The organism is Pseudomonas sp. VD-NE ins (assembly GCF_031882575.1).
Taxonomy (GTDB): Bacteria; Pseudomonadota; Gammaproteobacteria; order Pseudomonadales; family Pseudomonadaceae; genus Aquipseudomonas; species Aquipseudomonas fluorescens_BZ.
In genome coordinates, this window is record NZ_CP134772.1 from 1,754,372 (window position 1) to 1,777,302 (window position 22,931).

The 22,931-nt window shown below is 60.1% G+C and carries 18 protein-coding genes; 11 read left to right on the top strand and 7 right to left on the bottom strand.

Annotated elements, in window-relative coordinates:
• Positions 1 to 63: 63 nt before the first annotated feature.
• Positions 64 to 327 (bottom strand): PAAR domain-containing protein, encoded by a 264-nt coding sequence (locus RMV17_RS07695; RefSeq protein ID WP_108225915.1) that lies wholly within the window; start codon positions 325 to 327, stop codon positions 64 to 66.
• A 454-nt stretch (positions 328 to 781) separates the two neighbouring features.
• Here RMV17_RS07695 and arfB point away from each other — a divergent pair, with 454 nt between their 5' ends.
• On the top strand, positions 782 to 1,195 hold the full coding sequence (gene arfB, locus RMV17_RS07700; RefSeq protein WP_007920134.1) for an alternative ribosome rescue aminoacyl-tRNA hydrolase ArfB: 414 nt from the start codon (positions 782 to 784) through the stop codon (positions 1,193 to 1,195).
• Here the strand turns inward: arfB and RMV17_RS07705 are convergent.
• From RMV17_RS07705 to phhA, 6 genes are all read right to left on the bottom strand, one after another.
• Positions 1,192 to 2,379 (bottom strand): MFS transporter, encoded by a 1,188-nt coding sequence (locus RMV17_RS07705; protein WP_176091702.1) that lies wholly within the window; start codon positions 2,377 to 2,379, stop codon positions 1,192 to 1,194. The two genes, arfB and RMV17_RS07705, sit on opposite strands and share 4 nt — an antisense overlap.
• Positions 2,380 to 2,493: 114 nt before the next feature.
• The gene (locus tag RMV17_RS07710) at positions 2,494 to 2,676 is read right to left on the bottom strand and encodes a hypothetical protein (protein ID WP_025113527.1); all 183 of its coding nucleotides are present in this window, start codon (positions 2,674 to 2,676) and stop codon (positions 2,494 to 2,496) included.
• Between the two features lie 70 nt (positions 2,677 to 2,746).
• The gene (locus tag RMV17_RS07715; RefSeq protein WP_268989368.1) at positions 2,747 to 2,875 is read right to left on the bottom strand and encodes a hypothetical protein; all 129 of its coding nucleotides are present in this window, start codon (positions 2,873 to 2,875) and stop codon (positions 2,747 to 2,749) included.
• Between the two features lie 267 nt (positions 2,876 to 3,142).
• Complete coding sequence (locus RMV17_RS07720; protein WP_311886174.1) at positions 3,143 to 4,336, bottom strand: amino acid aminotransferase; 1,194 nt, start codon at positions 4,334 to 4,336, stop codon at positions 3,143 to 3,145.
• Positions 4,336 to 4,692, bottom strand: coding sequence for a 4a-hydroxytetrahydrobiopterin dehydratase (locus RMV17_RS07725; RefSeq protein WP_003222798.1), 357 nt, complete (start codon positions 4,690 to 4,692; stop codon positions 4,336 to 4,338). The genes RMV17_RS07720 and RMV17_RS07725 overlap by 1 nt, the downstream gene beginning before the upstream one ends.
• 117 nt (positions 4,693 to 4,809) lie before the next feature.
• Positions 4,810 to 5,601 carry a phenylalanine 4-monooxygenase gene (phhA, locus tag RMV17_RS07730; RefSeq protein ID WP_007920123.1) on the bottom strand — a complete coding sequence of 264 codons (792 nt, stop codon included), beginning with the start codon at positions 5,599 to 5,601 and terminating at the stop codon, positions 4,810 to 4,812.
• 387 nt (positions 5,602 to 5,988) lie between these two features.
• On the opposite strand from phhA, the gene RMV17_RS07735 reads away from it, so the two are divergent.
• From RMV17_RS07735 to RMV17_RS07780, 10 genes are all read left to right on the top strand, one after another.
• Entirely contained in the window at positions 5,989 to 7,557 is a 1,569-nt protein-coding gene (locus RMV17_RS07735) for a sigma-54-dependent transcriptional regulator (protein WP_108225913.1), read from the top strand.
• Positions 7,558 to 7,857: 300 nt separating this feature from the next.
• Positions 7,858 to 8,598, top strand: coding sequence for a flagellar basal body rod protein FlgF (locus RMV17_RS07740; RefSeq protein WP_007920119.1), 741 nt, complete (start codon positions 7,858 to 7,860; stop codon positions 8,596 to 8,598).
• Positions 8,599 to 8,643: 45 nt separating this feature from the next.
• On the top strand, positions 8,644 to 9,429 hold the full coding sequence (flgG, locus tag RMV17_RS07745; protein ID WP_007920118.1) for a flagellar basal-body rod protein FlgG: 786 nt from the start codon (positions 8,644 to 8,646) through the stop codon (positions 9,427 to 9,429).
• A 52-nt stretch (positions 9,430 to 9,481) separates the two neighbouring features.
• Positions 9,482 to 10,177, top strand: a complete 696-nt coding sequence (flgH, locus tag RMV17_RS07750; RefSeq protein WP_038363773.1) for a flagellar basal body L-ring protein FlgH — start codon at positions 9,482 to 9,484, stop codon at positions 10,175 to 10,177.
• 27 nt (positions 10,178 to 10,204) lie between these two features.
• Positions 10,205 to 11,293: a flagellar basal body P-ring protein FlgI gene (locus RMV17_RS07755; RefSeq protein WP_176091703.1), complete on the top strand. Its 1,089-nt coding sequence runs from the start codon at positions 10,205 to 10,207 to the stop codon at positions 11,291 to 11,293.
• An 11-nt stretch (positions 11,294 to 11,304) separates the two neighbouring features.
• On the top strand, positions 11,305 to 12,597 hold the full coding sequence (gene flgJ, locus RMV17_RS07760; RefSeq protein ID WP_311886175.1) for a flagellar assembly peptidoglycan hydrolase FlgJ: 1,293 nt from the start codon (positions 11,305 to 11,307) through the stop codon (positions 12,595 to 12,597).
• Positions 12,598 to 12,621: 24 nt separating this feature from the next.
• Positions 12,622 to 14,667 carry a flagellar hook-associated protein FlgK gene (gene flgK / locus RMV17_RS07765; protein WP_034153265.1) on the top strand — a complete coding sequence of 682 codons (2,046 nt, stop codon included), beginning with the start codon at positions 12,622 to 12,624 and terminating at the stop codon, positions 14,665 to 14,667.
• 13 nt (positions 14,668 to 14,680) lie between these two features.
• Positions 14,681 to 16,249: a flagellar hook-associated protein 3 gene (locus tag RMV17_RS07770; protein WP_108225909.1), complete on the top strand. Its 1,569-nt coding sequence runs from the start codon at positions 14,681 to 14,683 to the stop codon at positions 16,247 to 16,249.
• A gap of 108 nt (positions 16,250 to 16,357) precedes the next feature.
• Positions 16,358 to 19,951 (top strand): glycosyltransferase, encoded by a 3,594-nt coding sequence (locus RMV17_RS07775; RefSeq protein WP_311886176.1) that lies wholly within the window; start codon positions 16,358 to 16,360, stop codon positions 19,949 to 19,951.
• Positions 19,952 to 20,184: 233 nt separating this feature from the next.
• Positions 20,185 to 22,173 (top strand): calcium-binding protein, encoded by a 1,989-nt coding sequence (locus tag RMV17_RS07780; protein ID WP_311886177.1) that lies wholly within the window; start codon positions 20,185 to 20,187, stop codon positions 22,171 to 22,173.
• The last annotated feature ends 758 nt before the right edge of the window (positions 22,174 to 22,931 follow it).

The following is a 22,931-nucleotide window of genomic DNA, read 5'->3' on the forward strand; positions in this document are numbered from 1 at the left end:
ACCTCAACGAGCGGGCGACAACAAGCCGCCTCTCGGAGGTACGCATCAAAGTCAAAAACGGGATTAGCTGACGACAGCGCCTTTCGGGCCACTGGCGATCAGCGCGGCGCCGCAGGCGGTTTTCATGCCGTCCAGTGCGATGGGGGTGCCATCGACGGTGTAGGTGCTGCTGCCCTCGGCAATCGGGAAAACCCCTTTGCACAATGGGCAACTGACCTTGTGACCGACCCCGGCAATCGGCTTGCCGTTGAGGTCGGTCTGAGAGAAGGCTTCGAGGACCTTGCCACCGTGCGTGGTGGAGTCGCCCAAGCGAATTGCGTCTTTCATTGCGTCATTCCTTTGACCGAGGGTGGCTGGCTCGGCGAGCTACCCTGTCTTTCCTGCCTGCGTTCAGCACGCGTTAGTGCCGATTTGATATCAAAATCCGTGCCAGCCACTATATGGCCACTACCCTGTAAGGGTTTGCGGCGGATGCCTGTGGGATAAATCGATTTTTACTGGGGAAACAGCCTCAAAGTGCGCAAGAAGTTGCGCAGTGCTGTGCAACTTCTTGCGCACTCGGCTACAGGGCCCGTGTGACACGGGCTGCAGGCGATTGGTGGGCGTTTTTTCGAAGGCAGGTGCGCAAGAAGTTGCGCACTTGGGCGGCTGATGATTTCTGACAAATCGATGGCGATTGCACTGACCTCAGCGTGAACAGGCGAAGGTCTGCAGTGGATCTTCAGCAGGTTCTGGGCCTGTTTCGCGGTATCCTGCGCGTTCTGATTACGGACGTTTTTCCATGCTGGTGATTTCCAACAACGTGCATCTGCCGGATGCCGAGATCGAACTGACGGCCATCCGCGCGCAAGGCGCCGGTGGGCAGAACGTCAACAAGGTCTCCAGCGCCATGCACCTGCGCTTCGACATTCCTGCCTCGTCGTTGCCCGAGTTCTACAAGGAGCGGCTGCTGGCGCTGCGTGACAGTCGCATCACCAGCGACGGCGTGCTGATCATCAAGGCCCAGCAATATCGCACGCAGGAAGCCAATCGCGCCGATGCGCTGGAGCGTCTGGTCGAGCTGATTCTCAGCGCGACCAAAGTCGAAAAGAAGCGCCGTCCGACCAAACCGACCCTCGGCTCAAAGAAGCGTCGGCTCGAATCGAAAACCAAACGCGGCAGTATCAAGGCCGGGCGCGGCAAAGTGGACTTCTAGTCTTCGCGGTACTTGGCGGTGTGCTTGTACAGATACACGCTCAGTGCCAATCCACTTAGCGAGGCGAGGGCGGCGAAGAGGAAGATAGAGGCAAAACCGAATCCCGCCGCAATCGCCCCGGCCAATGGCCCGGTGATCCCCAGCGACAAGTCGATGAACAGCGAGTAAGCCCCGACGGCTGCGCCGCGACTGGACGCCGGCACCAGATTCACCGCTTCCACACCCAGCGCTGGGAACACCAGCGAGAAACCAAACCCGCTCAACGCCGCACCGGCCAGCGCCCAATGTGCGTCCGGCGCCAGCCACAACAGCAGCAGACCAAGGGTTTCCACCGACAGACAGGCAATCGCCACGCGAAAGCCGCCGAGACGGTTGATCAGGTTGCCAAACAGCAATCGCGCACCGATGAAGCTGGCACCGAACAGGCTCAGGCACAGCACCGCGTTGTCCCAATGCTGGGTGGCGTAATAGAGGGTGATGAAGGTGGCGATGGTGCCGAAGCCGATCGAGCCCAGCGCCAGACCGCAGCCATGGGGAAACACTTTGCCGAGCACATGCATGAACGGCAGGCGTTCGCCGGCGACAATCGGTGCCGGCGTTTTCGGCCAGGCCAGCAACAGGCCCAGCGCGGCGAGCAGGATGATGCTGACGCCCATGCTCCACAGACCCAACTGGCCGACCAGCCACACACCGAACGGGGCGCCGACCGCCAGTGCGCCGTAACTGGCGATGCCGTTCCAGGAAATCACCTTGGCGGTGTTTGCTGCGCCGACCCGGCCAATGCCCCAGCCAATCGAGCCGGAGCCGACAAGGCTTTCCGCGCTGCCCAGCACCAGACGACCGATCAACAGACTGATCAAACTGAGCATCGGCATGCTCGGAGTCCACGCCGAAATCAGCATGAACACACCGCTCAAGCCGCACCCGGCCAGGCCAATCATCACCGCACGTTTACTGCCCTGATTATCGATGATCTTGCCGGCATACGGGCGGCTGAGCAGGGTCGCGAGGTATTGCACGCTGATCACCAGACCGGCGATCACCGCACCAAAGCCCAGGTCACTGTGGACGTAGCCCGGCAACACCGCGAGCGGAATGCCGATGTTCAGGTAACCGATAAAGGTGAAGAGGACGATGGAAACGACTTGCAGCGTGACCGCCAGGGGGCGCTGGGGTTCTGGCATAGAGGATGACATGGGTAACGATCCACGGGAGCGGCAGATTAGATAGGCTGCTTATGATACCGGCGCGGACGGATCTGGGGCGGGAAAAGTAAAACTATTTGCCGGGTGGGCGTTTCAGGATTTGGCCGGGGCAACCAGTTGTGTGGTGACCAGCGCCGCCAGGGCATTTTCTTCGCTGCCGAAACGGGCGAGCAGGGCGGCTTGTTTCTCGGGCGAGAGACGGTTCCAGATCTCGATCATTTTCTCGGTGGCGCCGATCAGTACGGCAGCTTGGCTTTCGGAGAATTCGTCGGTCATGGCGGGCTCGGGGTTCAGGCGGTGTGGAAAGCGCATGTTAGCGCTTTCCACACGGTCTGTACGACGGGTCTTACTCTTCGTTGTCGGCCGGGCGGCTCTCAACGGCTTCTTTCGGCTCGGGCTGCGCGCCGGCTTGTTGCGTGGTCGTCTGCTCAGGTACGTGCAGGCTTGGGAAGGGGAGATTAGGAATCTCGTGCATGGTTGCGCTCCTCGCTAAGTCTGTTGATAGATCTGGTAGATCCGCGCTTTTGGAAAGCCTGCGCAGGATACAGCAGGAAAAATGACAATCAGACTTTTAATTCAAATTAATGCGACAGATGGCCGCAGGGGGCAAAAATAAGGTCACCACAAAACAAATGTGGGAGCGAGCCTGCTCGCGAAGGCAGTGTGTCAGGCAACATTTTCGTTGAATGACACGCCGCTTTCGCGAGCAGGCTCGCTCCCACAGGGTTTTGTGTTGCAGTAACTATTTGCAGACGCTGGCGATGGCTTCGGCCAATAGGGCGAGCCGCGTGGCGTCGATACCGGCGACGTTGGCCCGGCCCGAGCTGACCATGTACACGCTGTGATGCTCGCGCAGTTGTTTCACTTGCTCCGGCGACAGGCCGGTGTAAGAGAACATCCCGCGTTGCACGCCAATGTGCGCAAAGCGTTCACGCAGGCCGTGCGGTTCCAGCGCTTCGACCAGGCCGCTGCGCAGTTGCGCAATACGCAGACGCATGGCTTCCACCTCATCGGCCCAACGGGCTTTCAGTTCTGGATCGGCGAGGATGGTCGCGACCACCGCCGCACCGTGATCCGGCGGTGTTGACCAGAGGTTGCGGGCGATGTTGGCCAGTTGACTGCGGATGTCGATGAGCTTGTCGGCAGTTTTCGCGCAGACGATCAGCGCACCGGTGCGGTCGCGGTACAGGCCGAAGTTCTTCGAGCAGGAACTGGTGATCAGCAGCTCGGGCATTTCTGCCGCGAACAAGCGGGTCGACCATGCATCCTGTTCCAGACCGTCGCCAAAGCCCTGGTAGGCAAAGTCGATCAGCGGCAGCAGATTGCGCGCGCGCACCACGTCGAGCACGCGCTGCCAGTCGTCATGATTCAAATCGAAACCGGTCGGGTTGTGGCAGCACGCGTGCAGCAGCACCACATCACCGTTCGGCACTTGATTGAGCACGGCGAGCATGGCGTCGACGTCGAGGCGGTTGTCACTGCCCACGTATGGGTAGTGACTGACCTTGACTCCGGCCGCGGCGAAAATGGTTTCGTGGATCGGCCAGGTCGGGTTGCTCAGCCACACGCCTGTGCCCGGCAGGCACTGGGCGATGAAGTCGGCAGCCAGACGCAGGGCACCGGTGCCGCCCGGGGTCTGGGTGGCGCCGGCACGTTGTTCGGCGATCAGCTTCGAGTCGGCACCAAGCACCAGCTCATTGATGACTTTGCCGAACAGCGGGTTGCCGTGGCCACCGATGTAGGTCTTGGTGTCCTGGCTTTCGACCAGCCGTGCTTCGGCGATTTTCACCGCTTCCGGGATCGGCGTCAGGCCCTGGGCGTCCTTGTAGACGCCAACGCCCAGGTCGAATTTGCGCGGGTTGCTGTCCTGCGCATACGCCTCCATCAAGCCGAGGATCGGGTCGCCGGGTACCCGGCCGATGGCGTCGAAGTGCATTACTTGCGTCCTTCTGCGGTCTTGGCCACTTCGTCAGTGCGCGCGGCCATGATGAAGTCGTTGCGGTGCAGACCTTTGATCGAGTGGCTCCACCAGGTCACGGTGACTTTGCCCCACTCGGTCAGCAGGCCCGGGTGATGACCTTCGGCCTCGGAGATCTCGCCGACAGCGTTGGTGAAGGCCAGTGCGTGTTTGAAGTTCTTGAACAGGAAGACCTTCTCCAGTTGCATGATGCTGTCGCGTACTTCGATGTTCCAGTCAGGGATCTGCTTGATCAGGATCGGCAGTTCTTCGTCGCTGACTTGTGGCGCATCGGCGCGGCAGGCTTCGCAGTGGGCTTGGTTCAAAGTGGACATGGTGTATTCCTGAAATCGAGTGTGTTTTTTTTATTAAAGCGTTTGAGCAGTCAGTACCGTCACGCTAAACCAAAGTGGCGGCGACTGACAGGCTCAATTGTCAGCAAAAGTCGCGGTTCACGCGGCTTTCGGTTTCGGCGGAAATTTCGGTGCGTGCAGACCCAACTGCATGCCTTGGCGAACCATGGCCATGATGTCTTCATGGGCCACATCGAACAGACGCTTGAGGTTCGGCAGGACAAAGTACAGCGGTTGCAGGATGTCGATGCGATACGGCGTGCGCATGGCTTCGAGCGGGTCGAAGGCCTGATGCTCCGGTTCGTCCGACAGTGAGTAAACGGTTTCTTTTGGCGAGGACAGGATGCCGCCACCGTAGATGCGTTTGCCTTGCGGGGTGTCGACCAGGCCGAATTCGATGGTCATCCAGTACAGGCGCGCCAGGTACACGCGTTCTTCCTTGGTCGCCTGCAAACCGAGCTTGCCGTAGGTGTGGGTGAACTCGGCGAAGTACGGGTTGGTCAGCAGCGGGCAGTGACCAAAGATCTCGTGGAAAATATCCGGCTCTTGCAGGTAATCCAGCTCTTCGCGGGTACGAATAAACGTAGCGACCGGAAATTGCTTGCTGGCCAGCAGTTCAAAAAACGTCTGAAAGGGGATCAGTGCCGGCACGCGGGCGACCTGCCAACCGGTGGTCTCGCCGAGCACTTTGTTGATTTCGCCGAGTTGCGGAATGCGGTCGTGGGGCAGACCGAGTTTTTCGATACCGTCCAGGTACTCCTGGCAGGCACGCCCTTCGATCACTTTCAACTGGCGAGTGATCAGCGTGTTCCAGACCGCGTGTTCTTCGGCGGGGTAGTCGATAAAACCTTGCGCATCGGGCTCGCGGGCCACGTATTGCGTCTGCTTCATACTGCTCTCCTGCTAGGGGAATTCGTTCTTGTTATGTCCAGCGATGGATTCAGAATTACCTGAGAGCGGGTTGATGTGCAGCAGGTTGAATGGCCTGTGCGTAGGAAATTTCTCTTTAATTCGTAAAATAATCGTTACGGTTTGACGGATATCTCGCGTTTGCGGTGATTCACGGGTTTGAAAAGGCTGTTGGCTGTCACATAATCTTGACAACTATCTGTGTGCCTCGACAGAAAAGTCGTGGTGCTGACCCTTGTGGGAGCGAGCCTGCTCGCGAATGCGATCTGCCTGACACATTAATGTTGAATGTGCCGCCGTCTTCGCGAGCAGGCTCGCTCCCACAGGTTCTGTATTTAACCTTATGACTGGTTTGGCGGGTTTTCTCTTATGCGCATCAAAGTCCACTGCCAGAACCGCATCGGCATCCTGCGCGACATCCTCAACCTGCTGGTGGCCTACGGGATCAACGTCGCGCGCGGTGAGGTCGGTGGCGAGCACGGCAATGCGATCTACCTGCACTGCCCGAACCTGATCAATATTCAGTTTCAAGCGCTACGCCCGAAATTCGAGGCGATCGCCGGGGTGTTTGGCGTCAAGCGGGTAGGGCTGATGCCCAGCGAACGACGGCACATGGAGTTGAACGCCTTGCTCGGCGCGCTCGAGTTTCCGGTGCTGTCGATCGACATGGGCGGCTCGATCGTCGCCGCTAACCGCGCGGCGGCGCAGTTGCTCGGTGTGCGGGTCGATGAAGTACCGGGGATTCCGCTGTCGCGTTACGCCGAGGATTTCGATTTGCCAGAGCTGGTGCGCGCCAACAAATCGCGAATCAACGGCATGCGGGTCAAGGTCAAGGGCGACATCTTTCTGGCTGACATCGCGCCGCTGCAATCGGAGCACGACGACAGTGAGGCCATGGCCGGTGCGGTGCTGACCTTGCACCGCGCCGACCGCGTTGGTGAGCGCATCTATAACGTGCGCAAGCAAGAGCTGCGTGGCTTCGATAGCATCTTCCAGAGCTCCAAAGTCATGGCCGCCGTCGTGCGTGAAGCGCGGCGTATGGCCCCGCTCGATGCACCGCTATTGATTGAAGGCGAAACCGGCACCGGCAAGGAATTGCTGGCGCGCGCCTGCCACCTCGCCAGTCCGCGCGGACAATCGCCGTTGATGGCGCTCAACTGCGCAGGTTTGCCGGAGTCGATGGCCGAGACCGAGTTGTTCGGTTATGGCCCGGGCGCTTTTGAAGGGGCACGGGCTGAAGGCAAACTCGGCCTGCTGGAGTTGACCGCGGGCGGCACATTGTTTCTCGACGGTGTCGGTGAAATGAGCCCGCGCTTGCAAGTGAAATTGCTGCGTTTTCTGCAGGACGGTTGCTTCCGTCGGGTCGGCAGTGATGAAGAGGTTTACCTGGATGTGCGGGTGATCTGCGCCACCCAGGTCGACTTGTCGGAGCTGTGCGCGCGCGGTGAGTTTCGCCAGGATTTGTATCACCGCTTGAACGTGCTGTCGCTGCACATCCCGCCGCTGCGCGAATGCCTCGACGGCTTGACCCCACTGGTCGAACACTTCCTCGATCAGGCCAGTCGGCAGATTGGCTGTTCGCTGCCGAAACTGGCCCCGGCAGCGATGGATCGCCTCAGTCATTACCACTGGCCGGGTAACGTGCGCCAACTGGAGAACGTGCTGTTCCAGGCGGTTTCGCTGTGTGATGGCGGCACGGTGAAGGCCGAGCATATTCGTCTGCCGGATTACGGCGTGCGTCAGCCGCTTGGCGATTTCTCGCTGGAAGGGGGGCTGGACGAGATTGTCGGGCGCTTCGAGAAAGCGGTGCTGGAACGGTTGTATTCCGAGCATCCGAGCAGTCGGCAGTTGGGTAAGCGGCTGGGGGTTTCACACACCACCATTGCCAACAAGCTGCGCGAATATGAAGTCGGTAAAGACCCCGGCAGCAGCGAATGATCGTTCCCACGCTCTGCGTGGGAATGCCTCAATGGACGCTCTGCGTCCGGTTTTGGACGCGGAGCGTCCCGGGCTGCATTCCCACGCAGAGCGTGGGAACGATCATTGGTCGGGATTGCCGCCAAGCGGCATAACACCGCCGGTTTTTCGACTTCGATACATTTCAAGTTTCCCCTCGCCATCCCCCAAGTCCTTTGTTTACCGGGTCTTTGCCCGCCAGAAAAAAGTTGGTCTGCAAATTGCTTATGGCTCAGCAGTACAGCGGTGGGCGGCAAACGTCCGGCATGCAGAGGAAAGAGTGTGGACAAGTACCTTTATGTGGCAATGACCGGCGCCAGCCAGAACGCACTGGCGCAGAAGGCTCATGCCAACAACCTGGCGAACATCTCCACCAACGGTTTTCAGCGCGACCTGGAGCAGGCGCGTTCGATGCCGGTGTTCGGTGACAGCTTTCCGGCGCGTGCGTTTGCCATGAGCGAACGGCCCGCCACCGACTTCACCCCGGGCTCTCTGGTGCAGACTGGTCGTGACCTCGACGTCGCGGTGACCGGCAACGGTTTCATTGCCGTGCAGAACCCTAACGGCGGCGAAAGCTACGTGCGTACCGGCAGCCTCAATGTTGACGCCCTCGGCGTGCTGCGCGCCGGCAACGGCATGCCGGTGATCGGCAATGGCGGTCCGATCGCCGTGCCGCCCGAGCAGCAGATCGAAGTCGGTGAAGACGGCACCATCAGTATTCGTGCGATGGGCGAAGGCCCGCGCGTCATGGCGGAAGTCGACCGGATCAAACTGGTCAACCCGGACATCAAGAACATGAACAAGGGCCTCGACGGCTCGATCTACACCAAGGACGGCCAACCGGCGCCGGCCGATGCCAACGTCAAACTGGTGTCGGGTTTCCTTGAGTCGAGCAACGTCAACGCCGTTGAAGAGATGACCTCGGTGCTGGCCCTGGCCAAGCAGTTCGAGTTGCACGTCAAGATGATGAACACCGCCAAAGACGACGACCAGGCCATGGCTCGGGTCTTGCAGATCAGCTAATTATCAGAACGTCGCGCCGAAAAACAGGCGCACGAGGAGAATCGAATGCTTCCGGCTCTATGGGTTGCCAAAACCGGTCTGTCCGCCCAGGACACCAACCTGACCACCATTTCCAACAACCTGGCGAACGTGTCGACCACGGGTTTCAAACGTGATCGCGCCGAGTTTCAGGACTTGCTCTACCAGATCAAGCGTCAGCCAGGCGCTCAGTCGACCCAGGACAGCGAACTGCCGTCGGGTCTGCAATTGGGTACCGGTGTGCGCATCGTCGGCACCCAGAAAAACTTCACCGCCGGTAGCCTGCAAACCACCGAGCAGCCGCTGGACATGGCCATCGACGGTCGCGGTTTCTTCCAGATTCTGCAGCCGGACGGCACCACGTCCTACACCCGTGACGGTACCTTCCACCTCGATTCCAATGGCCAGATCGTTAACGCCAGCGGTTTCGCTCTGGAGCCGGCCATCGTCATTCCGAACGATGCCCAGACCTTCACCGTCGGCCGTGACGGCACCGTGTCCATCACCGTCGCCGGCAACGCCGCGTCGCAGGTGATCGGCAACCTGCAAACCGCCGACTTCATCAACCCGGCCGGTCTGCAAGCCGTGGGCAACAACCTGTTCCTGGAAACCGCCGCTTCCGGCGCGCCGCAAGTCGGCACCCCGGGTCTGGCCGGTTTCGGTACCACCCTGCAGAACACCCTGGAAACCTCCAACGTCAGCACCGTGGAAGAGATGGTCAACATGATCACCACTCAGCGCGCTTACGAGATGAACTCCAAGGTGATCTCCACCGCTGACCAGATGCTCTCGTTCGTAACGCAGAATCTGTAATCAAGTCTATGAGGCGGCCATGAGGTCGCCTGCAACACCGTGAGGTAGGGTCATGAATCGCTTTGTATCTGTTCTGGCATTGAGTGGGGTCGTCTCGCTCGCGGGCTGCGTCGCCCCGACGCCCAAGCCCAATGACCCTTACTACGCCCCGGTGTTGCCGCGCACGCCGTTGCCGGCTGCGGCCAATAACGGCTCGATCTATCAGGCCGGTTTCGAGCAGAACCTGTACAGCGACCGCAAGGCTTTCCGGGTCGGTGACATCATCACCATCACCCTGAACGAGCGCACGCAGGCGAGCAAGAACGCCAACTCGCAGATGGACAAGAACAGCGACAACAAGGTCGGTCTGACCTCGTTGTTCGGCTCCAGCCTGACCACTAACAATCCGATCGGGGGCAACGACCTGAGTCTGAACGCCGGCTACAGTGCCGACCGCTCGACCAAGGGTGATGCCAAGTCCGGGCAAAGCAACAGCCTGACCGGTTCGATCACCGTGACCGTCGCTGACGTGCTGCCCAACGGCATCATCGCCGTGCGGGGCGAGAAGTGGCTGACGCTGAACACCGGTGACGAACTGGTGCGCATCGCCGGTCTGGTGCGCGCCGATGACATCGCCACGGACAACACCGTGTCGTCGACCCGGGTCGCCGATGCACGCATCACCTACTCGGGTACCGGCGCGTTTGCCGATACGAGTCAGCCAGGCTGGTTCGACCGTTTCTTCCTCAGCCCGCTGTTCCCTTTCTAGGTGGCTACGTTGAATTTCAAGAGCCTCATGCTGGCTGCGGCGCTGATGTCCGCAGCCTTTGGTGCCCACGCCGAGCGGCTGAAAGATATCGCCAGCATTTCCGGCGTGCGTTCCAACCAGTTGATCGGTTACGGCTTGGTGGTCGGGCTTAATGGCACCGGTGACCAGACGACGCAAACCCCGTTCACCCTGCAGACCTTCAACAACATGCTCTCGCAGTTCGGCATCAAGGTACCGCCGGGATCGGGCAACGTGCAGTTGAAAAACGTCGCGGCGGTATCGATCAGTGCCGACTTGCCGGCGTTCGCCAAGCCCGGTCAGCAGGTCGACATCACGGTGTCCTCGATCGGTAACTCCAAGAGCCTGCGCGGCGGCACCTTGCTGCTGACCCCGCTCAAGGGTATCGACGGCAACGTCTACGCAGTCGCTCAGGGCAACCTGGTGGTTGGCGGTTTCGATGCCGAAGGTCGTGACGGTTCGAAGATCACCGTCAACGTTCCGTCGGCCGGTCGCATCCCTGGCGGTGCTTCGGTGGAGCGTTCGGTGCCGAGCGGTTTCAATCAGGGCAATAGCCTGACGCTGAACCTCAATCGCTCCGACTTCACCACGGCCAAACGCATCGTCGACAAGATCAACGACATGCTCGGCCCTGGCGTCGCGCAAGCCATCGACGGCGGCTCGATCCGCGTTACCGCGCCGCTCGATCCGAGCCAGCGCGTCGACTACTTGTCGATCCTGGAAAACCTTGAAGTCGATCCGGGTCAGGCGGTGGCGAAAGTCATCATCAACTCGCGTACCGGCACCATCGTCATTGGCCAGAACGTCAAGGTTTCGCCAGCGGCCGTGACCCACGGCAGCCTGACCGTGACCATCACCGAAGATCCGATTGTCAGCCAGCCCGGCCCTCTGTCCAATGGCCAGACCGCTGTCGTGCCGCGCTCGCGGGTGAATGCCGAGCAGGAAGCCAAACCGATGTTCAAGTTCGGCCCTGGCACCACCCTCGACGAGATCGTGCGTGCGGTGAACCAGGTCGGCGCGGCACCGGGTGACTTGATGGCCATCCTCGAAGCTCTGAAGCAGGCCGGCGCGTTGCAAGCCGACCTGATCGTGATCTGAGGCCGACCCTTATGGATATGCGCAAAAGCGGTCTGGTCAGCAGCAGCGATTCGGGTTCCTACTCGGACCTCAATCGCCTGAACCAACTCAAGGTCGGCGACAAGAACAGCGATGCGAACCTGCGCAAAGTGGCGCAGGAATTCGAATCGCTGTTCCTCGGCGAGATGCTCAAGTCGATGCGCTCGGCCACTGAAGCGCTGGGCCAGGACAACCCGCTCAACACGCCGGCGGCCAAGCAGTATCAGGAAATGTACGACCAGCAACTGGCCGTTTCCATGTCCCGCGAGGGCGGTGGTATTGGCCTTGCCGACGTGCTGATGCGGCAGATGTCGAAGAACAAACCGATGGCGCCGGGCGAGGCCGCTGCCGCGTCCGCCGCCAAGCAGGAAGAAGCCAAGGCAAAAGCCGCGGCCGTGGTCACACCGGTTGCCGCTGGCACAGTTGCCACCAACGGCCCGTTGTCGCGGCTCAATGGCGAGCGTCCGCTGTGGGCGTCGCGTTCGGTGAGTGCACCGAATACACAGTTGGCCCATCGCAACGACATGGAACTGATCAATCAGCGTCGTCTGGCTCTGCCACCGAAACTGGCCGATCGTTTGCTCGCAGGGCTGGTACCGTCGGCGACGCCGGCAGCGGCCACGCAATTGCCGCAACGCGCCACGACCGCTGCCACGACCGGGGCCGGGCCGCTGTACAACGGCGACTGGCTGGCGCGCGCCGAAGGCGAAAAAGCCGCGGGCGGGCAGATGCAGGTCTACGGTCGCGCCATGGCGCAGATTCCGCTGGCGCCGGCGAAGAAAGCCTTCAGTTCCGCCGACGAGTTCGTCAACACCATGCTGCCGATGGCCAAGGAAGCGGCCGACCGTATCGGCGTCGATCCGCGTTATCTGGTGGCGCAGGCTGCGTTGGAAACCGGTTGGGGCAAGTCGGTCATGCGTGCCCAGGATGGCAGTAGCAGCCACAACCTGTTCGGCATCAAGGCGAGCAGCAACTGGAAGGGCGATTCGGCCCGGGCGATCACCAGCGAGTTCCGCAATGGCGCGATGGTCAAGGAGACGGCCGAGTTCCGTTCCTACGCCTCGTACAAGGACAGCTTCCACGATCTGGTGACTTTGCTGCAGACCAATAATCGCTATCAAGATGTCGTGAAGTCTGCCGATAACCCAGAACAGTTTGTACGCGAGTTGCAAAAGGCCGGTTACGCCACCGACCCGAACTACGCAAGCAAGATTTCGCAGATAGCCAAGCAGATGAACAGTTTCCAAAACTACGCTGCGGCGGGTGTATCCACCACGCCTTTATAAGGCACAAGGTATAAGGTCTGAACCATGAGTTTGCTCAATATCGGGATGTCGGGACTGTCGGCCAGCCAGTCCTCTTTGGCTACGACAGGCAACAACATTGCCAACGTCGACACCGCCGGTTATTCACGTCAGCAAACCGTGCAGGGCACCAAATCCTCGCAGCAGTACGGCACCGTGTTCATCGGCACGGGCACGACCCTGGCTGACGTGCGCCGGGTCTACAACTCCTACCTGGAATCCCAGCTGCACACGGCGACCTCGCTCAACAGCGAAGCGGCCTCGTACCTGGCTCAAGCCACGCCGCTGGACTCCATGCTGTCCGACACCAACACCGGCCTGACCGGTGTGCTGCAAAAATTCTTCACCTCGATGCAGAGCGTATCGACGTCCGCGACCGATGACACCTCCCGTCAATCGGTGCTGACCGGTGCGCAGGCGCTGACCAGCCGCTTCAACTCCATCGCCAAACAGCTCAACGACCAGAACACCACCATCAACGGCAGCCTCGGCGATATGACGGCCCAGGTGAACAAGCTGGCCACCTCGATTGCCAACCTGAACCAGAAAATCGGCGAGATCTCCACCAGCGGTGGGGCGCCGAACGATCTGCTCGACAGCCGTAACGAAGCCGTACGCCAGTTGTCCGAGCTGACCGGCGCGCAGGTCGTCGAGCGTGGCACCAGCTTCGACATCTACGTCGGTAGCGGCCAGCCACTGGTGATCGGCAACTCCGCCAACTCTCTGAGCACCGTGCCGCTCAAGGATGATCCATCGCGCGTGGGCATCCAGATGGATCGCGGTTCGAGCACCATCGACATCACCTCGGTGATCAGCGGTGGCGAAATCGGTGGTCTGCTGACTTATCGCAAAGAAGTTCTCGATCCTTCGCTCAACGAACTGGGCCGAGTGGCGCTGGTGATCGCCGATCAGATCAACAGCCAGCAAGCTCAGGGTATCGACAAGAACGGTGACTTCGGCGCCGCGATTTTCAACAACATCAACAGTGCCGCGCTGATCAGCCAGCGCAGCATCGCGAAAGACGGCAACAGCGCAGGCTCGGGCAACCTTGATGTCACCATCAAGGACAGCGGCAAGCTGACCACCAGCGATTATCAGGTGACGTTTACCAGCGCCACCGACTACTCGGTCAAGCGTTCAGACGGCACCGATCTGGGCACCTTCAGCACCACGACCAATCCACCGCCAGTGATCGACGGTTTCACCCTTGCGCTCAAAGGTGGGGCGTTGAGCGCCGGTGACAGCTTCAAAGTGACGCCGACCCGCAATGCCGCCGCGAGCATCCAGACGGTGCTCACCGATCCGAAGAAAATCGCTGCGGCCGGTCCGTTGACCGGTGTGGCCAGTGCTGCCGGCCTGGGGACTTACACTCAGCCGACGCTCAGCGACAAGATCGATATCTACAACCCGACTGCCCAGGCTGACATGCAGGCGGCACTGAAGAATTCGACGCCGGTCAAACTGGTGTTTGGTGATGTCACCGGTGGCAGCCAGTCTTACAAATTTGTGGACGCCAAGGGCGGCCTCATCAGCAGCGGCACCATCGTTCCCGGGCAATCGAACACGCTGGACCTGAAAGTCGGCATCGTTGATGCCAGCGGCAACCCGGTGCTGGACACCAGCGTGACGCCGAACGTACAGAAAACCTTCTCCGTGCAGACCACCGTCGGCGGCACGCCGAAGTCGGGCGAGTCCTTCACCATGAATCTGACCGGTGCGGCGTCTTCGGACAACCGCAACGCGCAATCGCTGGTCGCCCTGCAAACCAAGCAGACCATCGACACCGGTTCGGCCAGCAAGGGCATCAGCCTGACTGACGGCTACAACAAGCTGGTGACCAACGTCGGCACCAAGACCGCTCAAGGCAAGTCCGACAGCACCGCGACCACAGCGATTCTGGACAACGCCAAAGGCGCGCGCGATTCGCTGTCCGGGGTCAACCTGGATGAAGAAACCGGCAACCTGGTCAAATACCAGCAGTACTACACAGCGTCTTCGCAGATCATCAAAGCTGCGCAGGAAACTTTCGCCACGCTGATCAACAGCCTTTAAGGAGTCGTAATTCATGCGCATTTCTACCGCCCAGTATTACGGCACGCAAGCGTCGGACTATCAGCGTAACTTCAACAAGGCTGTTGCCTCCGCCAGCGAGGCGAGCAGCCTGACGCGCATCAACACTGCCGCGGATGATCCGGTTGGTGCCGGTCGCTTGCTGCAACTAGGTCAGCAGGCCGCGATGCTGGATCAGTACAAGACCAACGTCGACACCACCAAAAGTGCGTTGACGGTGCAGGAGTCCACGCTGGATTCCATCACCACCGCGTTGGCGCGTGCCAAGGAACTCGCCCTGGCCGCCAACAACGGCACGGCCACCGACAAGGATCGCCAGGCGTACGCTTCGGAGTTGGGTCAGATCCAGCAGCAAGTGCTGGGCCTGATGAACTCCAAGGATGCCAGCGGCAATTACCTGTTCTCCGGTTCGAAAACCGATACCGCACCGTACTCGCAGAATGCCGACGGCACCTACACCTACAACGGTGACCAGACCACGATCAATCTGGGCATCGGCGACGGTATGACGGTTGGCACCAACACCACCGGTTGGGCCGCTTTCCAGCAGACCATCAATACCGCGCGCACCAACGTCACCATGACGGCGCCGGCTGTGGACGACGGCCGCGTTGTGCTGTCCAACGGTACGGTCGGCACTGCCGCCACCTATGATTCCAAATTCACTGCCGGCCAGCCGTACACCGTCAGCTTCCTCAGCAGCACCCAACTGCAAATCACCGATGCCCTGGGCAACGACGTGACCGCTGAAGCGAGCCAGAATGGTCTGGTCAGCAACAGCAGCGGTGCCAACCAGACGGTGAGTTTCCGTGGCGTCGACATGAAGTTGAATATCAACTTGAAGACCGGCGACACCAACCCGGACGCGGTGATTGCCGGCCACAGCTTCCAGTTGTCCACCGCGCCAGACTCGTTCACCACGACGCGCAGCCCGGGCAACCCGTCGACGGCCGTGATCACTGGTTCGAGCATCACTGACCAGGCAGCTTACACCGCGGCATTCCCGCAGGGCGGCGCCGTTCTCAAGTTCACCAGCGCCACTGCTTTCGATCTGTACGCAGCGCCGGTCACTGCCGACAGCAAACCCGTGTCTTCGGGCACTATCGTCGGTAACAACGCTACCGCGGCGGGCGTCACGTTCGCACTGGGCGCTGCCCCGGCTGCCGGTGATCAGTTTTCGATCCAGCCGAACGACCACCAGACCCAGAACGTGCTCGACACCCTGGGCCAGATGATCACGGCGTTGAACACTCCGATCGATGGTGATCCGGTGGCCAAGCAGAAATTCCAGGGCGCGATGGAGGCGGGTATCGGCAACATCGATGCGGCCAACAATCAAATCGGCAGCGCAGTCACCGAGATCGGTGCCCGTGGTCAGGCTCTGGATATGCAAGCCATCACCAACGACAGCCTGAGCACTGCGAACACCACCACCCAAGGTTCGATCCGTGATTCGGATCCGGCCGAAGTGATGACTCGTCTGACCCTGCAGCAAACCATGTTGCAAGCCTCGCAACTGGCGTTCAGCAAGATCAGCCAGTTGGGTCTGTTCAACAAGATCTGACCGTCAGCGGGCGTGTAAGCGCCCGTTTGGCCTGCCCCTCAGTTATGTTTTTTAGCGGTTTCAAGGGCTCGCTTTTCCGAGCGGGCTGGTACCGCCTGTGAGCCCGCCGTGAATTCACTTCCTCTTGTCAGCCTCGTCATTCCCGCCTTCAATCCGCGCTTCTTCGAGCGGACGCTGAACAGCGCCGTCAGCCAGACTTACGCGCACCTTGAAATCATTGTCTGCGACGACAGCCGGGGCCAGCAGATCGAAGGGATTGTCGCGGCCGTGGTCGAACAGTCCGGTGTTGCCGTACGTTATGTACGCAATCCGCGTACCCTGGGCATGGTCGGCAACCTCAAGGTGTGCCTCGATCAGGCGCAGGGCGAACTCATTAAGTTCCTGTGTGACGACGACCACCTTTATGCGGCCTGCATCGAACAGCAGGCGCACGAGATGTTGCGCGAAGAGGTCAGCCTGGTGCTGGCTCAGCGACTGTTCTGGGACGCCAACGACATCATCCTGCCGGCGCGTCTGGAAAACACGTCGTTGTCGCCCCACAGCGGTCTGTTCAAGGGTGACGACCTGCTGGGCATTTTTGAAAAATTCCCGGTCAATGTGTTGGGCGGCTTCACCAACGCTTTGTTTCGAAGAGCGGACCTCGTCGAGCTGTTGCCAGCGCTGACTCAGGATGGCCACTGCTTTGTCGCGACCCTGGATTTCGCCCTGTATGTCTGCCTGATGCGGCGCGGCAATCTGGCGGTATCCAACAATGTGCTCAGTGCCGAGCGGCTCTACCCGGAGCGTCTGAGCGCACAGCAACCGATGAAAGATGCGGTTGAGGTCGAGCGCGAGTGGATTCTGCAAATGCTCAAGGCCCGCAGTGGTGAGTCCGCGCCGGCGCCGGGCTGGGTGCGCTATATCCCGCTGACCAAGGCTGACGAATCGCCGCGGGTCTGGGAGGAGCTGCCGCTCAGCCGTACGCTCGGCACCAAGCAGAGTCGCCAGGAGTGGTGTGTCGGTATCGACAGCTGGAGCTTCGCCGAACTCTATGCACACTGGCTGCAATGCCGCAGTCTCAGCGAGGGGCAACGCAAGTTGCTGCCAGAAACCCTGGCCGCCTGGCCGCAGCAGCCGCGAATCGTGCCGATCATCATTGATGCCCAAGGCAGTCGCGATGGCGTTGAACGCACGCTGCAAGCGCTCGCATCCCAGGACTATCCGCCGGAGTTGATTCTGCTGTTGTCTGCGGACTGTACCGATGCGACGCTGGACGGGCGGGTGTTCCGAATGCCGTTGCAGGATGACGGGTTGGCACAGATCAACACTCTGTTACCGCAACTCGAAGGTGCCGACTGGTTCTACTTGTTGCAGGCCGGTGATCGACTGGTGGCGCCGGCCTTGCTGGTCATGGCTGACCGCATAGCGCATTCGCCATCGCTGAGCTGCGTGTACAGCGATGAAGGCAGCCTGCGCGATGGCGAATCGGCAGAGCCCGCCTTCAAACCGGATTTCAATATCGACCTCATGCGCAGTTATCCGTACGTCGGGCGCGCCCTGGCGTTCAAGTGCGAACGCTTTCTGGCGCTCGGTGGATTCGACACGACGTTCGCCGAATTGGCGCCTCACGACATGCTGTGGCGCATGGTCGAGAGCGGCGGTACGCAGGTGGTCGGACACGTTGCCGAAGTCCTCCTGGAGTCGCCTTTCGATCTGTCCGGGTGGCTGGCCAAGCCAGCGGTGATCGAGCAGAACCCACGGGTGCTCGAAGCGCATCTGCAGCGTATGGGGATTGCTCACAGCATTCGTCGTGGCAGTTGCGAGTTGCTCAATCGTGTCGACTACCAGCATGGCTGGCGTCCGCTGGTGTCGATCATCATCGTCACCCGCGATCAGACCGCAGCCTTGCAGCGCTGTGTCGAGACCTTGCTGGAGAAAACCGCTTACTCCGAATACGAGCTGTTGCTGGTCGACAACGGCAGCGAAAGTGCCGAGGCGCTGGCATGGCTGGACGGCATGGCGCAGTTGGGTGGTGAGCGGATTCGAGTCCTGAGTTGCCCACAGCATGACAACATGGCGGCCCTGCTTAACTTCGCCGTGACGCAGGCCCGTGGCGAGTATGTGTTGCTGCTCAATACCTTCGCGGTGATCACCCACACCGACTGGCTGGACGAACTGCTCAATCAGGCGCAGCGCCCGGAAGTCGGCGTCGTCGGCGCCAAGTTGTTCAACCCGGACGGGTACGTGTTGCACGCCGGCATGATCCTCGGCCTGCAAGGGGCGGTCGGGTTGCCGTTTTATGGGCAGTCGCTGCAGTCCGACGGCTATATGTTCCGGCTGCAGGCGGCCCACGACCTGAGTGCCGTCGGCGGTGATTGCATGATGGTGCGCAAGGCTGTTTTCGAGTCTGTCGCAGGGCTCGACGAGCAGGACTTGAAGCAGGCGCTGAATGTCATCGACCTGTGCTTGCGCATCGGTCAGGAAGGTTATCTGGTGGTCTGGACGCCCTATGCCTTGCTGGCTCAGGGTGCGCGGCCAGCCGTCGAGGCGACCGCCGAGGAAGGCCAGCAGCACATGCACGAGCAGGAGACCTTCTACAAACGCTGGTTGCCGCGCATTGCCCGTGATCCGGCGTTCAACGTTAACTTGTCATTGCAGGGTGTCGGTGCAACGAGCTTCAGTCTGGAGCCGGGCCTGCGCACCGGCTGGACGGCGTTTTCCCGCCCGCAACTGCCCAACGTACTCGCCGTGCCAATCAACGCTTCTGCGATTGGCCACTACCGCATGAGTCAGCCGCTGATCGAGCTGGAAGCGGCCAACCGCGCCGAAGGGTGTATTCGTTACGGCTTGCCGTCGCTCATTGAAATCGAGCGTCAGTCGCCGGACGTCATCGTCTTGCAAGGGCGCTACTCGCAAGGCGCCATCGATGAAATTCCACCGCTGAAGAAGTTCTGCCATGCCCGGCGAATCTTCGAGCTGGATGACTATGTGATCGATGTTCCGCATCGTAATGCCCATATCCGCAACATGCCCAACAAGCAGGAGATGGAGCGCATGGTGCGCCAGGCGATCGGTTTGTGTGATCGCGTGGTGGTATCGACGCAGCCACTGGCCAATGCGCTGTCGGACATGCATCACGACATTCGCGTCGTGCCCAACATGCTTGCCCAGAACCTCTGGACCGGCCTGCGCAGCCAGCGCCGTACTTCGAAAAAACCGCGTGTCGGTTGGGGCGGCGGTACCAGTCACCACGGCGACCTGGCGGTGATTGCCGATGTCGTGCGTGAGCTGGCCAATGAAGTCGACTGGGTGTTTTTCGGCATGTGCCCGGATGATCTGCGGCCGTACATGCACGAATTTCACGGGGTAATTGCGCTAGACGTTTACCCGGCCAAACTGGCCAGCCTCAACCTTGACCTGGCGCTGGCACCGCTGGAGTTCCACATCTTCAACGACTGCAAGAGCAACCTGCGCTTGCTGGAGTACGGCGCCTGCGGTTACCCGGTGATTTGCACCGACACCGAAGCCTATCAAGGCTATCTGCCGTGCACGCGGGTCAAGACCAACAGCACGGATGAGTGGCTGCAAGCGATCCGCATGCACCTGGCCGACCCGGACGCCAGCTATCGCATGGGCGATGATTTGCGCGAAGTGGTGATGCGCGATTACGTGTTGCGCGGTGACAACTTGCGTTACTGGGAGAATGGCTGGCTCGCCGATTGACCGAGCCACGCATGATCTACGGAAAAACAGGCGACCTGGCAATCGCCTGTTTTTTTTTGCTCTGAAAATCGTACTAGCATCCTTCTCGATACATTTTTGTACCGAGGCTCAAGCTTCGCCTGCTGGTAGTCGATACCTTTTTATTCGTTCATCCATCAGGCAGGGATCGCAAGCTTGAACGGTATCTCACTGCCCGATCGGTCCGGATTAACAACAACGCAAGGAAGACGTAAATGTCAGTAGTGAATGGAACGGGTGAAGCGGATGTCCTGTTGGGCACCGAGGGCAATGACGAACTCTATGGACTGGAGTCGGATGATGTACTGATCGGCAGTGCAGGTTCTGATGTGCTGGATGGCGGGGAGGGGGTCGACACAGCGACCTATTATGCGATGTCGTCGGGTATCAGTGTCGAGTTCGGCAAAGATGCCACGACTGTCGCAGGGGCTGAAGGCAAGGTCGACACCCTCATCGGTGTAGAGAAAGTCTTCGGTACGTTTCACAACGATACGTTTACCAGTTCGGTCGGCGGTGTGACGTTCGAGGGTAGCGTCGGGGATGATCTGTACATCGTCGACAGTGAGGGTGTGACAGTTGTCGAGGAAGACAACGGGGGTTATGACGAACTGCGCACCAGCCTCAACACCCTCAAGATGGACCCGTTCATTGAAAAGCTGACCTTCACCGGCACCGGCGATTTCAAGGCTTACGGCAATGCCAGTGACAACGAAATCATTGGCGGTGCCGGTAGCGACTGGCTGTGGGGCGGTGATGGTGCCGATCATTTCGTTGGTGGTGATGGCTACGATACCGTCAGCTACAGCGACAGCCTTGAGGGCGTGAGAGTCGAAGACTTCGCCAACTTTGACGGGCTGACCATTGCCTACGGTGACACCTTCACCGGCATTGAAGCGCTGCAGGGTTCGAGCTTCGATGATGTGATTTATCGTCACAAAGACTTTATGAGCATCGATGGTAGTGACGGCCATGACACCGTGAGTTATCGCTACGCTTTCGATCCGGTCAACATTTTGATCGGCGGCGGTGTCAACGCGGCGGGCGACACACTGATTAATGTGGAAGAGGTTATTGGTTCCATCGATGCCGACCACTTCACCGTGAACACCAGTGGTGTGGTCGTCGCTGGCGGTGGCGGTGGCGATGTCTACACGATCAACAGCGCCGGCGTGACCGTCGAGGAAATCGACGGCTACATGGGGGGTACCGATCGCGTGTACACCAGCCTGTCCGAGTTTAGGCTGAGCGCGTTCGTTGAAAACCTGACCTATACCGGCAGCGCTGACTTCGTCGGCTACGGCAATGACGAGAACAACACCATCGTCGCCGGTGCCGGCAATGATGTGCTGTTGGGCGGTGCGGGTGCCGATAACTTTGAGGGTGGCGCTGGTATCGACATCGTCAGCTACGACGACAGTAGCGAAGGCTTGAGCGCTTCGCTGAAATGGGGCGTGCAGAGTGGTATTGCGTTCCACGATGTTTACATCGATATCGAAGGCTTGCGTGGTAGCCAGTTCAATGACGTTCTTGAGGGTGACTGGGGCGATAACATTCTTGAAGGCGGCGCGGGCGACGACCAGATTCAGGGTGGCGATGGCAACGATCACCTCTATGGTGGCCTGGCCTCCGGTCTCGATGTCGCCGGTCAGTCCGACAGCCTGTCGGGTGGCGCCGGTGATGACGTTATCGTTGGTGCGGCCAATGATCTGTTCACCTGGGCCAGTGGTGACGATGGCAATGACAGCATTACGCTGGGGCGAGGGTTTGCTTTCGGCGGCGAGGGTAATGACGTGCTCACCGGCACTGGCAGCGACTACATGCTGCAGGGCGATGGGGGGAATGATGTGTTCATTCTTAACCTTGCCGATCAGTCGAATTCCAGCGGCAGTGCGTTTGGCGGGCAGGGCGATGACAGCTACGTGGTGAATACCACAGGGCTGGTGACGATCCAGGATGAGGGCTGGGATCTGAACGACACCCTGATCCTCAACACGATCGCCAACGCCAGCCAGTTGAACGTTACCCGCATCGGTGATGACGCTTATTTGCACAGTGCCAATGACGGCAGCACTGGTGTGCCGGACAACGGCGTGAAACTGGCGGGCTGGTACGCCGGGTTCAACAACATCGAGCACATCCAGACCGCCGATGGTCAGGCGTTTGAGCTGCCGGTGAGTGGTGATGGGTTTGCCATGTTTGGGTAGTCGTTTGCATTGTTGATCTGGTTTGTGAAAAGGGATGGATCTTTGGGTTCATCCCTTTTTTTGTCTGGGGCTTGGCGGCCTTTGGGCCGACCATGCTCTTGGGGTTTTGGGGGGTGTATCCGTTGCTGCGGGTGTTGCTGATCAGGGTTCCGCCCTTACGGCGGGTCACTTTTTCCAGGCGCCCGGAGTGCCGGCCCAGAAAAAAGCAACCAAAAAGGCTTGCTCCTACGTGCGGCCCGCTCGCTGGGGCTCGGGGTTCCTTCGCTCCGGGATTGATCCGGGCGCAGCGCCTACGGTTTGCTTCGCTGCACCTCCTCTCGCTGTGTTTGGCTGCGCCAAACGGTCGCTGCGCTCCCACGCCCGGATCAATCCCTCCACTCAGCTTTCCGACGTCGCCTTACAGATCAAGAGCTGCAGCCGAGCTAACGCTCATCCTGTTGAGTGGTGAAGGGCGCAGCGTGGTCGGCTTTGGATTTGTGGTGGATTCTCCCCTCATCGGAACGCCGCCCGCCCAGCCCTCTCCCGAGGGAGAGGGGGCCGATTTGTGGGCTTCTCAAAGCTTGAATTCGACTCGGTATTTCACGTCGGCGTACTTCTCGCAAACTACTCGATCAGTCCCCTCTCCCTTTGGGAGAGGGCTAGGGTGAGGGGCTTTTGATCTGTTTCAGAATCTGAGTTCGACTCGGTATTTCACGTCGGCGTACTTCTCGCAAACTACTCGATCAGTCCCTCTCCCTTTGGGAGAGGGTTAGGGTGAG